Source organism: Actinokineospora baliensis (assembly GCF_016907695.1).
GTDB classification, from domain to species: Bacteria; Actinomycetota; Actinomycetes; order Mycobacteriales; family Pseudonocardiaceae; genus Actinokineospora; species Actinokineospora baliensis.
This window is the reverse complement of sequence record NZ_JAFBCK010000001.1, coordinates 4,357,662-4,370,367: the sequence shown is the minus strand read 5'-3', so window position 1 is coordinate 4,370,367 and position 12,706 is coordinate 4,357,662. Positions and strand designations below refer to the sequence as shown.

Sequence of the window (12,706 nt, the reverse complement as noted above, 5' to 3'; positions counted from 1 at the left end):
GCGGAAATCGCTATAACCCCTGGTCAACTCCGTCCACAAGAAACAGTGATTATGAGTCATCTCTCACGCTGAGGAATTGGTTCGGCGCGGGTGCGCGTGGTCTCCTCGCCGGAGGCTGTCTCGACCGTCGAACGGATGACCATGGACCACGTGCACCACTTCTCGGCGGGAGCGGTGACCCCGGCGTTGTCGTACCTCATGTCCTGCCTGGGCTGCGCGCTCGGTCTGATGAGCATGCAGCGCGCCCGCGCGCACAGCGGCTGGTCGCGGCGGGGCTGGCTGACGCTGGGCGCGTTGTCCATCGGCGGCACCGGCATCTGGGTGATGCACTTCGTGGCGATGACCGGGTTCGCCGTCGACGGCACCGAGATCCGCTACGACCTGCCGCGCACCATCCTCAGCCTGCTGGTCGCGGTCGGCATCGTGGCCATCGGCCTGACCGCGGTGGTGCACGGCAAGGCGAGTTGGGGCCGGTTGATCGGCGCGGGCGCCATCACCGGGATCGGTGTCGCGTCGATGCACTACCTGGGCATCTCGGCGATGCGCATGGGCGCGACGGTGGACTACAACATCGCCGTCGTGGTCCTGTCGGTGGTGATCGCGGTCGTCGCCGCGACCGCCGCGCTGTGGGCGACGCTCAACGTGCGAGGCATCGCCGCGACCGCGGCGGCCGCGCTGATCATGGGCATCGCGGTCAACGGCATGCACTACACCGGCATGGCGGCGATGATCGTCAGCACCCTCTCGGAGCGACCCGGCGCCATCACCGGGGTCGACGCCGCCGCGTTCTTCGGTCCGCTGGCGATGGTCCTGGGCGTGCTGACCGCGCTGTCGCTGCTCGCGGTCGGCATCGGCTCCACGGAGAAGGAGATCGAGGAAGACCTCTGGGCCGAGCAGCAGCTGCGCAAGCTCCTCGGCGAGCGCGCCGACAAGAACTAGAGGTACTTCGCGGCCAAGTCGGCGAAGAACGCCTCGGCCAGCGCCAAGAACCCCCGCTCGCGGACCCGGATCCGCTCGCCCGCGGCGTAGCCGAGCACCGACCGCGCCGGGTCCCACGCGATCCCCTCGTCGACGCGCAGCACCCCGTCGTTGGTCAGCAGTGAGCCGCTGAGCATGCGGACCTCGTTGAGCGGGTTGCCGTCCTTGTTCTCCTTGCCGCGCAAGCGGTGGACGAACGACGTCTCCAGCACCAGCACCAGGTTGTTGAAGAAGACCGGTTCGAAGGCCGCCACCGCCGCGGTGAAGTCGGCCCCGTCGCCGGTGCCCACCATCGCCCGGTACACCTCGATGTGGTCGGCGACGCGGGCGCGGCAGGCGTCGAGGTAGTCCTGGCTGTAGGTGCTCACCGCGAGCATGCGCGGCCTCCTTCATGGTGGGGATCTGCGCGTGCCCCCGCGCGAGAACGGCCGCGGCGCGGGGTGTCCGCGGCCAGGGGTTGCGGGGTCGAAGGGGCCGGGTGCGGCGGATCGCCCGCGCGCCGGGCCGAGGGGTGGCCGTCGGGGTCGCCGACTCGGCCGCCGTCCATGGTGCCACGCCCGCGCCGGGCCGTGGTCGACGGGAAACCGGGACCCGGCCTAATTGGTTCAGACCTTGCCATGCCCAGGCCACCCCCCTACCATCGCCGACACGTTGCTCTCCATGAAACACGAGTTGCGCCTAGTGCAACACTCGGGGACGGGGTCGAGAGATGCGCAAGTGGTTAGCCTGCCTGGCGGCGGTGGTGGCGACAGCCGGGTGCGCCCCGGTGCAGTCCGGTCCGCAGCGGTCGGGAACCGATGAGACCACCGGTCAGCTGCGGGTGTGGCTGTTCGACGAGGTCAACCGCGCGGCCAAGGAGAAGGTGGTCGCGGAGGCGGTCGCGCAGTTCCAGGGCGCGCACGCCGGGGTCACCGTCGACGTGCAGTACATCCAGGTGTCCTCGCGGGCGGAGCGGTTCAAGGCCGCGTTCAGCGACCCGGCCAGCGCGCCCGACGTCGCCGAGTTCGGCAACACCGACCTGGCGGGCTACGTCGCCGCGGGCGGGTTCGCCGACATCACCGCCGACGTCGAGGGCTGGGCCGAGGGCAAGGACCTGTTGCCCGCCGTGCTCGACACCGCGAAGGTCGACGGCAAGGTGCACGGGGTGCCCTGGTACGTCGGGGTCCGCGCGCTCTACTACCGCACCGACGTGTTCGCCGAGCTCGGCGTCCAGCCGCCGTCCACTTTGGACGAGATCGCCCCGCTGGCGCGCCGGATCCGGGCCGCCAAGCCGGAGCTGATCGGCATCTCGGTCGGCGGCAAGTACGTCTACGGCGCGTTGCCGTTCGTGTGGGCCAACGGCGGCGACGTCGCGACCCGCGAGGGCGACAAGTACGCCTCCGCGATCGGGTCGCCGCAGGCCAGGGCCGGGATCGCCCAGTACACCGAGCTGCTGCGCGACGACATCTGCCCGCCGGCGCAGTGCGCGGGCAACGGCGGCGACGCCAGCGTGGAGAACTTCCGCGGCGGCAAGGCGGCGATGACCATCGGCGGCGACTTCAACCGCAAGTCGGTGGACGCGAGCGCCGCGGCGGGCAAGTACGGCGTGGTCCCGTTGCCCGGCAAGAGCCCCGGCTCGGTCGCGCCCGCGTTCGCCGGGGGCAACCTGCTCGGCGTGCTGTCGGGCACCAAGCGCCGCACGCTGGCCAAGGAGTTCACCCAACTGCTGGCGGGCAAGCAGTACCAGCGCAAGATGTACGACGCGATGGGCAACCTGCCCACCTTCGCCGACGTGCAGCGCGCGGTCGCCGATGCCGACCCCTTCCTCAAGCCGTTCACCACCACGCTGGAGGCGGGGACGCGGTTCGTCCCGGTCACCCCGAGCTGGGCCAAGATCGACGCGCAGGCCGTGCTGCCGACCATGCTCCAGGAGATCGCCAGCGGGGGCAAGGACGTCGACGCGGCCACCACGACCGCCGCCGAGGCGATGAACGCGGCGTTCTCGTCGTGACCGCCGGGCCCGCCACCCGGGGACAGGGCCGGGCGGCGCTGGCGTACCTGGCGCCCGCGCTGCTCGTGCTCGTCGCCCTGCTCGGCTACCCCGTGTACCAACTCGTGGTCATCTCGCTCTACGACTACGGGCAGGAGCAGGTCAGCGGCGGCGCGCCGCTGACGTTCCTCGGCCTGGCCAACTACGGCACCCTGTTGGGCAGCGCCAAGTTCTGGTCGGTGCTGGGGCAGACGGTCGGCTTCGCCGCGGTGTGCGTGGTCGGCTCGCTGGCCCTCGGCACCGCGCTGGCGGTGCTGGCCACCCGGGTGCGGCCGTGGGCGCGCGGGGCGCTGTTCCTGGCGGCGCTGGGCGCGTGGGCAACACCCGCGGTGGCGGGCTCGACGATCTGGCTGTTCCTGTTCGACGCGAACTTCGGGTTGGTCAACAGCCTGCTCGGCCTCGACGGGTTCTCCTGGACCTACGGCAAGTGGACCGCGTTCGGCCTGGTCGCCGCCGAGGTCGTCTGGTGCTCGTTCCCGTTCGTGATGATCACCCTGTTCGCCGGGATCCGGGCCATCCCACCGGAAGTGCTCGAGGCCGCCGCGCTCGACGGGGCCTCGGCGTGGCGCACGGCGCGCTCGGTGGTGCTGCCGCTGCTGCGGCCGCTGCTGGTCGTGGTCACCATCCAGTCGATCATCTGGGACTTCAAGGTGTTCACCCAGGTCTACGTGATGACCGGGGGCGGCGGCATCGCCGGGCGCAACCTGGTGCTCAACGTCTACGCCTACCAGGAGGCGTTCGCGGCATCGGAGTACGGCCTCGGGTCGGCGATCGGGGTCGTGATGACGCTGATCCTGTTGGCCGTCACCGGGTTCTACCTGCGCGCGCTGCGCCGGTCCGGGGAGGTGCTGTGAGCGGGGCGCGCCGCGGTCTCGCCGAGGTGGTGACCGTGGTGGTCGCGGGCGTGGTGGCCTTCCCGCTGTTCTGGATGGTGCTGACCGCGGTCAAACCCCAGGACGAGGTGATCTCCGCGGACCCGGTGCCGTGGACGCTGCGGCCGAGCCTGGACAGCTTCGTGCGGGCGCTGACCGTGCAGAACCTGGGCCGCTATTTCCTCAACAGCGTGATCGTGGCGCTGGCGGTGGTGGCGTTGAGCATGCTGGTGGCATTCCTGGCCGCCGCCGCGCTCACCCGGCTGCGCTTTCGCGGACGCACGACCATGTTGGTCATGCTGCTGGTCGTGCAAATGGTGCCGGTGGAGGCGCTGACCGTTCCGCTGTTCTTCCTGATGCGCTCGGTCGGCGAATCCGTCCCGGCGTTCGGGCTCAACCACCTCGGGTCGCTGGTGCTGGTGCACCTGGCGTTCAGCCTGCCGTTCGCGATCTGGATGCTGCGCGGGTTCGTCGCCGCGGTGCCCGTCGAGCTCGAGGAAGCGGCCACAGTGGACGGTGCGAGCCGCTCGGTGTTCCTCTGGCGGATCCTGTTCCCGCTGGTGGCGCCCGGCCTGGTGGCCACCAGCGTGCTGTCGTTCATCCACGCCTGGAACGACTTCCTGTTCGCCAAGACGTTCATCATCTCCGCCGAGGACAACCAGACGCTGCCGCTGGCGCTGCAGGTGTTCGTCAAACCCGACCAGAACGACTGGGGCGCCATCATGGCGGGCTCCACCTTGATGACGATCCCGGTCCTCGTATTCTTCGTTTTGGTGCGGCGCAAGCTGGTCTCCGGTCTCGCCGGGTCGGTCAAGGGGTGATCCGCACCGCCCCCCGGCGCACCGCGCGCACCGGCCGCGGGCGGTGACCGGGGGCGATAGCGGAACGGAATAATGGTCATCAGCCAAAGCGACTGGACCGGCGCCGCGCGCCGTCGTTACGGTCGCCGGGCACGCCGCGCCGCACGGGCGCCACCCACAGCGAAGGGGATCGAAGCTCCGATGACGCTGGTCCAACCCCACGCCACGACCGACCGCGCCGCGCGCGTGTCCGCCGTCGTCGCCGACATCGACACCACGCCCGCCATCGACAACGACTTCTACAAGCTGTGGATGGGCGGCCCGCTGAGCTACCCCGCGGTGCGGGTGTTCGCCAGGGAGTACTTGTCGCGCACCAGGTTCACCGCCGTCATGGTGGCGCTGTCGGTGCTCAACACCACCGACCTGGCCGCGCGGGTGGAGTGCGTGCGCAACCTGTACTCCGAGTACGGCAACGGCAACGTCGAGAAGGCGCACCTGGTGCTGCTGGAGAACTTCCTGTGCGACCTGCTCTCGCGGCTGGCGGGCCACGAGGTCAGCACCGCGGAGCTGTCGCTGGAGCAACCGCTGCCGAGCACCTCGGCGTTCAGCGCGGGCCAGCGGGAGCTGTTCTCCTCGACCGACCAGCGGGTGGTGCAGGGCGCGCTGCTGGCCCAGGAACACCTGGCGTTCGCGATGCTGACCCGGCTCTACGAGGGGGTGCGCAACTACAAACCGCTGTGGCGGCGCGAGGACGACTTCCACGAGGCGTGCGAGTACTTCTACGTCCACATCGGCGAGGCGGAGAAGGAGCACAAGCGCGAGGCGATCACCTCGGCGGCCGCGGTGTGCCGCACCGAGGGCGACTTCGCGGTGCTGGTGTCTGGCTACGACACGTTCCTCACCCTCACCGCCGACTACTGGCGCGGCGTGCACCGCGCCGTCGCCGAGGCCGACGACGATTCCCGGGTGATGTAAAGCACTATTTCTGATGGATAACTGGGAACACCGGAGAAAATAGACCGATATTTCCCGCCGCGTGGCGGAAAACTCCAGGTCACCCCCGCGCGCGACCCAAGGGACTGTGACCAAACAATCTAACCGTCAACGGAGGCGATCACCCGATCGGCGGTAGCCGGGCGTCCTTCCGCGTCGATATTTTTGACCTCGACTCGCCCTTTTCGGTGGCGACAACGAGCGAACAACGGATTTGCGCGGACACGCCGACTGGGGATTTCCATGCCCATTGAGTGCGACGCCGCCGAGGCGGTGCTGCGGTGGTGAGCGACCGATTCCCCGGTACCGAGAAGGTGCGGTCCTTCCTGGTGCTGGCCGACGAGCTGCACTTCGGCCGCGCCGCGCGGTACCTGCACCTGAGCCAGCCCGCGCTGAGCCAGCAGATCGCGGCGTTCGAGCGCGAGATCGGCCTGCGGCTGTTCCACCGCAGCACCCGCTCGGTGCGGCTGACCGAGGCGGGCCGCGACCTGCTCGCCGTGGCGACGTCGGCGATCTCGGTGCTCGACACCGGGCTCGCCGACGTGCGCAGGCGGGCGGGGGCGGGCAGGCGGGCGGTGCGCATCGGGCACGTCGGGTGGGGCACCGGGCAGGTGATCGCCCGCGCCGCGCGGCTGGTGGCGCACGAGCCGATGCAGCTGGTGCCGACCTACACCGGCTTCGGCAACCAGCTCAACCAGTTGCGCCACGGCCAGGTCGACACGGCGCTGCTGTGGCGGCCGCACCTGCCGAAGTTCCCCGGCGACGTCGAGCAGGCCACCGCCGCGGTGGTGCCGACCTGCCTGGTGATGCCCTGGGACCACCCGCTGGCGTCGCGGTCGTCGGTCGCGGTGGCCGAGGTCGGCGCGGAGCGGTTGATCCGGGTCGGCAGCACCGAGGGGTTCCCGGTGGCGGGTCTGCGCTTCGTCGAGCACACCGCCGACTACGCGGTGGACACCCTGGCCGCGGTCTCCGCCGGGGTCGGCCTCGCGCTGTGCCCGCGGCTGGCGGAGTGGGACGCGGTGAACCGGGACCTGCGGTTCGTGCCGATCGAGGGCGTGGACTCGGAGTTGGTGGTGGTGTGGCGCTCGACCGCGGACAACTCGGCGGTGTGCGTCGCCGTACGCGGGCTGTGCCAGGCGGGCCGGGAAACCGCGGCGCTGATGTCGGGATCGCCGGGCGGCGCGCACCCACCGGGCGTGATCTCGTTGCCCGCGCCGTCGGCACCGGCCGACTAGTCGGGCGCGCGGACCGTGGTGAGCACGCTCGCGGTCCCCGCGAGCACGACCGCGCCCACCCCGCACCACTGCGGCGCGGACAGCGTCTGGCCGAGCAGCACCAGCCCCGCGAGCGCGCTGACCGCCGGTGAGAGCGCCAGCAGCACGCTGAACGAGGTCGTGCGCAGCTTGCGCAGCGACACCATGTCGCACAGGTAAGGCACCGCCGAGGACAGCACCGCGACCGCGGCCGCGAGGCCGAGCACGCCCACGTTCCCGAAGCCCGGCAGGGTTTCCAGCGCGAACGGCGCCGCCACCAGGGTTCCCACGGCCAGTGCCACGAACAACCCCGTGGCGCCGTCGAAGGCGCCGCCCACGGCCCTGGTGAGCAGGATGTACCCGGCGCGGCAGCCCGCCGCGAGCAACCCGAGCACCAGCCCGAGCGCGCTCACCTCGCCGACGCCCGCGATCAGCACCACCCCGGCGGCGGCCACCAGCGACCACAGCACGTCCGAGGCGTGCCCCGCCGAGACCACCGCGACCAGGAACGGGCCGAGGAACTCGATCGTCGTTGCCAGCCCCAGTCCCAAGTGGACGACCGCGCCGAAGTATGCGGTGTTCATCACCGCGATCACCACCCCGAGCGCGCCCGCCAGCAGCAGCGACCGCCGGTCCGGCACCCGGGGCTTGGGCCGCAGCAGCACCCCGACCAGCGCGCACGCCAGCGCGACCCTGGCGAAGGCCGCCCCGACGATGCCCACGTGCGCCATGAGACCCACCGCGACCGCGGCACCGACCTGCAGGCTCAGCATCTGGACCGCGACGAGCACCAGCGGGTTCGCCGTCCTCGGGGAGCTCATCCGCGGCCGCCGGAACCCGCCTGAGCAGGGCGGGGACGGGGTATCGGCGGATCGGCCGCGCGCCGCGTGCGCCACCCGGTCCCCCCTCGCCGGGCGGGCGGCGTAACCGATAAGGCCGGACGGTCGTTCCCAGGTTGGTCATTGCCAAACATGCCGGGAGTGTGGAGTAATGGCAATATGCGCTTCAACACTTATGGCGGAGCGGCCGCGGCGATGGCCGCGGACCTGGTGAACCTGGGCCGGGGCGGCACCTTCGACCGCGACCAGGTCGCCGCCGTCATCTCCCGCCACGCCCCCACGCTCCCCGAACCGACCGGGCCGGAAGCGGCGCGGATCATGCAGTGGACCCAGCAGCTGGACGCCGCCTTCGGCGAGATGTCCCAGCAGCGCCGGGTCGACGTGATCAACGCGCTGCTGCAGCAGGCCGCCAGCCGACCGATGATCTCCACCCACGACAACCAGCCACCGCACCTGCACTACCACGGTGAGGGCGAGGGCGTGGTCAACCGGGTCCGCGCGGTCACCGCGACCGGCCTGGCCTACGTGCTCTGCGACGAGGGCGGCCACCGCCTCGGCCGCTGCGCCGACGACCGGTGCGCGGTCGTGTTCATCGACATCTCCAAGGGCGGCAACCGCCAGTTCTGCACGACCAGGTGCGCCAACCGGGTCAACGCGGTGCGCCACCGGGCCAGGCAGCGGGCGATGGCGATGGCGGGCTGACCCGCAGCGCCCGGCGGCGGCCCCGTCCGCGCCCGGCCGTACACTTCGGACAGTCAGCGCGCTGGGTGTCCGCGCGGAGCAACGGTCGGGAGAGGGCGTCGGATGGGGTTGTTCGGCCGGGAGCGCAAGCACGGGCGACACTCGGGTGAACGGCAGGACAACGCCGGTGCGGTCACGGGGTCAGCCCCGGCGGTCGCGCCCGGCGCGGTGTCGCTGCCCGCGACCGCTCAGCACATGCTGGCGATGGGTGCCCCTGCCACCCGCGCCAGGATCGAGTCGGTGACCGTGACCGGGTACGTCGTCGACCAGGACCCGGTGGTGGACCTGCTGGTGAGCCTGGACTCCGGCCGTCGGCAGCGCCCGGTGCCGCTGCGCACCGTCGTGCCCAGGATCACCGTGCCGCGCCAGGGCGAGGCGGTCGTGCTGGTCACCGATCCGTCCACCGGCGCCTACCTGTACGCGGGCTTATCGCTGTGAACCGGCGTTTATTCCCGGCCCCGGTCTGATTCCCACGACTTGGCCGTCCCTGCTCACGGGCCCCCGCGCGGCGCAGAATCCGACTGCGCGGACGCACCGCGGGAAGACCTACTGGGGAAGGGGCCGCCGGTGACAACCGGACCACATCTGGCGGTGGCGTTGGACGCGGCGGGCTGGCACCCCGCGGCGTGGCGGGCCGAGGACGCCCGCCCGCGCGAGCTGCTCACCGCGGCGTACTGGGCGGACCTGGTGCGCGAGGCCGAATCCGCCGCGCTGGACTTCGTCACCATCGAGGACACCCTCGGACCCAGGACCGACCCGTTCAACCCCTCGCGCGGGGGAACCGACCAGGTCGACGGGCACCTGGACGCGGTGCTCGTCGCGGCCAGGGTGGCGCCGCTGACGTCGCGGATCGGCATCGTGCCGACCGCGGTGGTCACCCACACCGAGCCGTTCCACTTGTCGAAGGCGATCGCCACGCTCGACTACGTGAGCTCCGGCCGCGCGGGTGTGCGGGTGCGGGTGGCGTGGACGCCGGAGGACAACCGGCTCTTCGGCAGGCGCGACATCGGCGTGGTGGACCTGGCCGACGCCAAGGACGGTGACCTGGTCAGCCCGCTGTCGGAGCTGTTCGACGAGACCGCGGACTACGTCGAGGTGCTGCGGCGGCTGTGGGACAGCTGGGAGGACGACGCCGAGATCCGCGACGCGGCGACCGGGCGGTTCGTCGACCGGGACAAGCTGCACTACATCGACTTCGCGGGCAAGTGGTTCTCGGTCAAGGGACCCTCGATCACGCCGCGGCCGCCGCAGGGGCAGCCGGTGGTGACTTCCCTGGCGCACGCGGTGATCCCGTACCGGCTGGCCGCGCGGTCGGCCGACGTCGTCTACATCACGCCGCTGGAGCGCGCCGAGGCCGCGGACACCCTGGCCGTGGTGCGCCACGAGCAGGCCGTCGCCGGGCGCGAGCGCGACACGCTGCACGTCTTCGCCGACCTGGTGGTGTTCCTCGGCGAGACGCCGCAAGCGGCTCGCGACCACAAGGCGCGGCTGGACGACTGGGCGGGCGCCGAGTACGCCTCGGACACGCGGGTTTTCGTCGGCACCCCAGCGGAGTTGGCCGACGAACTGCTCGACCTGCACGCCGCTGGCCTGTCCGGGTTCCGGTTGCGGCCCGCCGCGATCCCGCACGACCTGAACGCGATCACCCGCGCCCTGGTGCCGGAACTGCGCTCCAGGGGCGCGTTCCGCAGCGACTACGAAGCGACCACACTGCGCGGCCTGCTTGGGCTGGGCAGGCCCGCGAACCGCTACGCGGCTGTGTGAGGAGGACGGACATGGGCAAGCCGATCAAGCAGGTTCACCTCGCCGCGCACTTCCCCGGCGTCAACAACACCACGGTGTGGAGCGACCCGGAGGCGGGCAGCCACATCGAGTTCAGCTCCTTCGTGCGCTTGGCGCAGACCGCCGAGCGGGCGAAGTTCGACTTCTTCTTCCTGGCAGAGGGCCTGCGGCTGCGCGAGCAGGGCGGCCAGATCTACGACCTCGACGTGGTGGGGCGCCCGGACACCTTCACGGTGCTCGCCGCGCTGGCCGCGGTCACCGAACGGCTCGGGTTGGCCGGAACCATCAACTCCACGTTCAACGAGCCCTACGAGGTCGCCCGCCAGTTCGCCTCGCTCGACCACCTCTCGGCCGGGCGGGCGGCGTGGAACGTGGTGACCTCCTGGGACGCCTTCACCGGGGAGAACTTCCGCCGCGGCGGCTTCCTGCCGCAGGACCAGCGCTACGAGCGGGCGCAGACGTTCCTGGACACGGCGCTGGAGCTGTTCGGTTCGTGGCGCGGCGACGAGGTCGCGGCCGACGCGGCGACCGGGGTGTTCCTGCGCGACCCGGCGGCCGGGTCGTTCGCGCACCAGGACGCGCACTTCGACATCTCCGGCCGGTTCTCGGTACCGCGCTCACCGCAGGGCAAACCGGTGATCCTGCAGGCGGGGGACTCCGACGGGGGCCGTGAGTTCGCCGCGGCCTCGGCCGACGCGATCTTCAGCAGGCACGGGACGCTGGAGAAGGGGCAGGCGTTCTACGCCGACGTCAAGGGGCGGCTGGCCAAGTACGGGCGCCGCCACGACCAGCTGGTCGTGCTGCCCGCGGCCACCTTCGTGCTCGGCGACACCGACGCCGAGGCCCAGGAACGCGCGGACGTGGTGCGCCACCAGCAGTACAGCGGGCAGACCGCCATCAAGCTGTTGGAGCAGCTGTGGAACGCGGACCTGTCCGACCACGACCCGGACGGGCCGCTGCCCTCGTTCGACCCGGTGGTCGGCGAGAACACGATCTCGCGCGGGCGGGCCAGCGTGCGGATGCACCGCGACCCGCTGGCGACCGCGCGCGAGTACCGGGCGCTGGCCGAGGCGAAGAACCTGTCCATCCGGGAGCTGATCATCCAGGTCAGCGGGCGGCAGACGTTCGTCGGCTCGGCGGCGACGGTGGCCGCGCGCATCGACGAGCTGGTGCAGGCCGACGCCGCCGACGGGTTCATCCTGGTGCCCTATGTGACCCCGGGCGGGCTCGACGAGTTCGCCGACACCGTGGTGCCGCTGCTGCAGGAGCGCGGCGTGTTCCGCACCGAGTACACCGGGCCGACGCTGCGCGACCACCTGGGCCTGGACGGTGTTCCGGCGTGAAGTTCCTGCTGATCACGCTGATCACGCACACCGCGGACCCGGTGACCGGGATCCAGGCCAGCACCAGGGATCGGCTGCGCGCGGTGGTGGACAACGCGGTGCTGGCCGAGGAGTTGGGCTTCGACGGCTTCGGGGTGGGTGAGCGGCACGAGCGGCCGTTCATCTCCTCGTCGCCGCCGGTGGTGCTCAGCCACATCGCGGCCCGCACGTCGCGGATCCGGCTGTTCACCGCGGTGACCACGCTGAGCCTGCTGGACCCGGTGCGCGCCTACGAGGACTACGCGACGCTGGACAACCTCGCCGACGGCCGGTTGGAACTGATCATCGGCAAGGGCAACGGGAGCGCGCAGCGGGAGCTGTTCCACGTCACGCCAAAGGACCAGTGGGCGCGCAACGCCGAGGGGTACGAACTGTTCCGCCGGTTGTGGCGGGAAGACAGGGTCACCTGGTCCGGGCGGTTCCGCCCGCCGCTGGTCGACGCCGAGGTGTGGCCGAAGCCGGTGCAGCGGCCCATCCGCGTGTGGCACGGCAGCGCCACCAGCCGCGACTCCGTCGAGCTGGCCGCCAAGTGGGGCGACCCGCTGTTCTCGGCCAACGTGACCAACCCGATCGAGCCCTACGCCGACCTGATCGCCCACTACCGCGAGCGGTGGGCCCACTACGGCCACAAACCCGCGGACGCGATCGTCGGGGCGGGTACCGCGGGCTACTACGCGGCCAAGACCTCGCAAGAAGCGCTGGAGACCTACCGGCCGATCTTCGAGGCGCGGCTGAACCTGAGCCTGCGGTTGGGGGTGGAGCCGGTGTTCGAGTCGCTGGAGGACTTCGTCGCGCGCAGTTCGGCGCTGGTGGGCAGCCCGGAGCAGATCGTGGACAAGGTCGGCCGCTACCACGAGCGGTTCGGCCACCAGGTGCTGCACATCAGCGCGGACGGCGAGGGGCTGACCGGGGCGCAGCACCGGGCGACGCTGGAGCTGTTCCAGGCCGAGATCGCGCCGGTGTTGTCCAAGACGATCCCGGATCCGCACTGGCTCGGGTAATGATCCGGGCAACCCAGGGGGATTGCGCGGGCCGCT

13 protein-coding genes are annotated in these 12,706 nt (G+C 71.3%); 11 read left to right on the top strand and 2 right to left on the bottom strand.

From position 1 onward, the window contains the following. Positions 1-135: 135 nt before the first annotated feature. The gene (locus tag JOD54_RS20095) at positions 136-939 is read left to right on the top strand and encodes an MHYT domain-containing protein (RefSeq protein WP_204452012.1); all 804 of its coding nucleotides are present in this window, start codon (positions 136-138) and stop codon (positions 937-939) included. On the opposite strand, the gene JOD54_RS20090 is transcribed toward JOD54_RS20095, so the two are convergent. Beyond that, positions 936-1,355, bottom strand: coding sequence for a hypothetical protein (locus tag JOD54_RS20090; RefSeq protein WP_204452011.1), 420 nt, complete (start codon positions 1,353-1,355; stop codon positions 936-938). The two genes, JOD54_RS20095 and JOD54_RS20090, sit on opposite strands and share 4 nt — an antisense overlap. A 332-nt stretch (positions 1,356-1,687) precedes the next feature. On the opposite strand from JOD54_RS20090, the gene JOD54_RS20085 reads away from it, so the two are divergent. From JOD54_RS20085 to JOD54_RS35660, 5 genes are all read left to right on the top strand, one after another. Then, positions 1,688-2,968: an extracellular solute-binding protein gene (locus JOD54_RS20085; RefSeq protein ID WP_204452010.1), complete on the top strand. Its 1,281-nt coding sequence runs from the start codon at positions 1,688-1,690 to the stop codon at positions 2,966-2,968. Continuing rightward, positions 2,965-3,861, top strand: coding sequence for a carbohydrate ABC transporter permease (locus tag JOD54_RS20080; RefSeq protein ID WP_204452009.1), 897 nt, complete (start codon positions 2,965-2,967; stop codon positions 3,859-3,861). The genes JOD54_RS20085 and JOD54_RS20080 overlap by 4 nt, the downstream gene beginning before the upstream one ends. Next, entirely contained in the window at positions 3,858-4,700 is an 843-nt protein-coding gene (locus JOD54_RS20075) for a carbohydrate ABC transporter permease (protein WP_204452008.1), read from the top strand. The genes JOD54_RS20080 and JOD54_RS20075 overlap by 4 nt, the downstream gene beginning before the upstream one ends. 180 nt (positions 4,701-4,880) lie before the next feature. Beyond that, entirely contained in the window at positions 4,881-5,654 is a 774-nt protein-coding gene (locus JOD54_RS20070) for an iron-containing redox enzyme family protein (protein ID WP_204452007.1), read from the top strand. Positions 5,655-5,956: 302 nt separating this feature from the next. Further along, a complete protein-coding gene (locus tag JOD54_RS35660) occupies positions 5,957-6,907 on the top strand; it encodes a LysR family transcriptional regulator (protein ID WP_204452006.1) in 951 nt (316 codons plus the stop codon). Here the strand turns inward: JOD54_RS35660 and JOD54_RS20060 are convergent. Further along, entirely contained in the window at positions 6,904-7,746 is an 843-nt protein-coding gene (locus JOD54_RS20060; protein WP_204452005.1) for an EamA family transporter, read from the bottom strand. The two genes, JOD54_RS35660 and JOD54_RS20060, sit on opposite strands and share 4 nt — an antisense overlap. A gap of 177 nt (positions 7,747-7,923) precedes the next feature. Here JOD54_RS20060 and JOD54_RS20055 point away from each other — a divergent pair, with 177 nt between their 5' ends. The 5 genes from JOD54_RS20055 (at position 7,924) to JOD54_RS20035 (ending at position 12,670) form a co-directional block, all read left to right on the top strand. Next, the gene (locus tag JOD54_RS20055) at positions 7,924-8,466 is read left to right on the top strand and encodes a CGNR zinc finger domain-containing protein (protein WP_204452004.1); all 543 of its coding nucleotides are present in this window, start codon (positions 7,924-7,926) and stop codon (positions 8,464-8,466) included. A gap of 102 nt (positions 8,467-8,568) precedes the next feature. Further along, positions 8,569-8,943 (top strand): hypothetical protein, encoded by a 375-nt coding sequence (locus JOD54_RS20050; RefSeq protein WP_204452003.1) that lies wholly within the window; start codon positions 8,569-8,571, stop codon positions 8,941-8,943. Between the two features lie 129 nt (positions 8,944-9,072). Then, positions 9,073-10,269, top strand: coding sequence for an LLM class flavin-dependent oxidoreductase (locus JOD54_RS20045; protein ID WP_204452002.1), 1,197 nt, complete (start codon positions 9,073-9,075; stop codon positions 10,267-10,269). Between the two features lie 11 nt (positions 10,270-10,280). Continuing rightward, complete coding sequence (locus JOD54_RS20040) at positions 10,281-11,630, top strand: NtaA/DmoA family FMN-dependent monooxygenase (RefSeq protein WP_204452001.1); 1,350 nt, start codon at positions 10,281-10,283, stop codon at positions 11,628-11,630. Further along, entirely contained in the window at positions 11,627-12,670 is a 1,044-nt protein-coding gene (locus JOD54_RS20035) for an LLM class flavin-dependent oxidoreductase (protein ID WP_204452000.1), read from the top strand. The genes JOD54_RS20040 and JOD54_RS20035 overlap by 4 nt, the downstream gene beginning before the upstream one ends. Positions 12,671-12,706 lie beyond the last annotated feature (36 nt).

What these genes read in the sequence shown, in the direction of transcription:
- JOD54_RS20055 (WP_204452004.1), top strand. Translation starts at nt 7,924, where the DNA reads ATGCGCTTCAACACTTATGGCGGAGCGGCCGCGGCGATGGCCGCGGAC.
- JOD54_RS20095 (WP_204452012.1), top strand. Translation starts at nt 136, where the DNA reads ATGACCATGGACCACGTGCACCACTTCTCGGCGGGAGCGGTGACCCCG.
- JOD54_RS20085 (WP_204452010.1), top strand. Translation starts at nt 1,688, where the DNA reads ATGCGCAAGTGGTTAGCCTGCCTGGCGGCGGTGGTGGCGACAGCCGGG.
- JOD54_RS20050 (WP_204452003.1), top strand. Translation starts at nt 8,569, where the DNA reads ATGGGGTTGTTCGGCCGGGAGCGCAAGCACGGGCGACACTCGGGTGAA.
- JOD54_RS20060 (WP_204452005.1), bottom strand. Translation starts at nt 7,746, where the DNA reads ATGAGCTCCCCGAGGACGGCGAACCCGCTGGTGCTCGTCGCGGTCCAG.
- JOD54_RS20040 (WP_204452001.1), top strand. Translation starts at nt 10,281, where the DNA reads ATGGGCAAGCCGATCAAGCAGGTTCACCTCGCCGCGCACTTCCCCGGC.
- JOD54_RS20090 (WP_204452011.1), bottom strand. Translation starts at nt 1,355, where the DNA reads ATGCTCGCGGTGAGCACCTACAGCCAGGACTACCTCGACGCCTGCCGC.
- JOD54_RS20070 (WP_204452007.1), top strand. Translation starts at nt 4,881, where the DNA reads ATGACGCTGGTCCAACCCCACGCCACGACCGACCGCGCCGCGCGCGTG.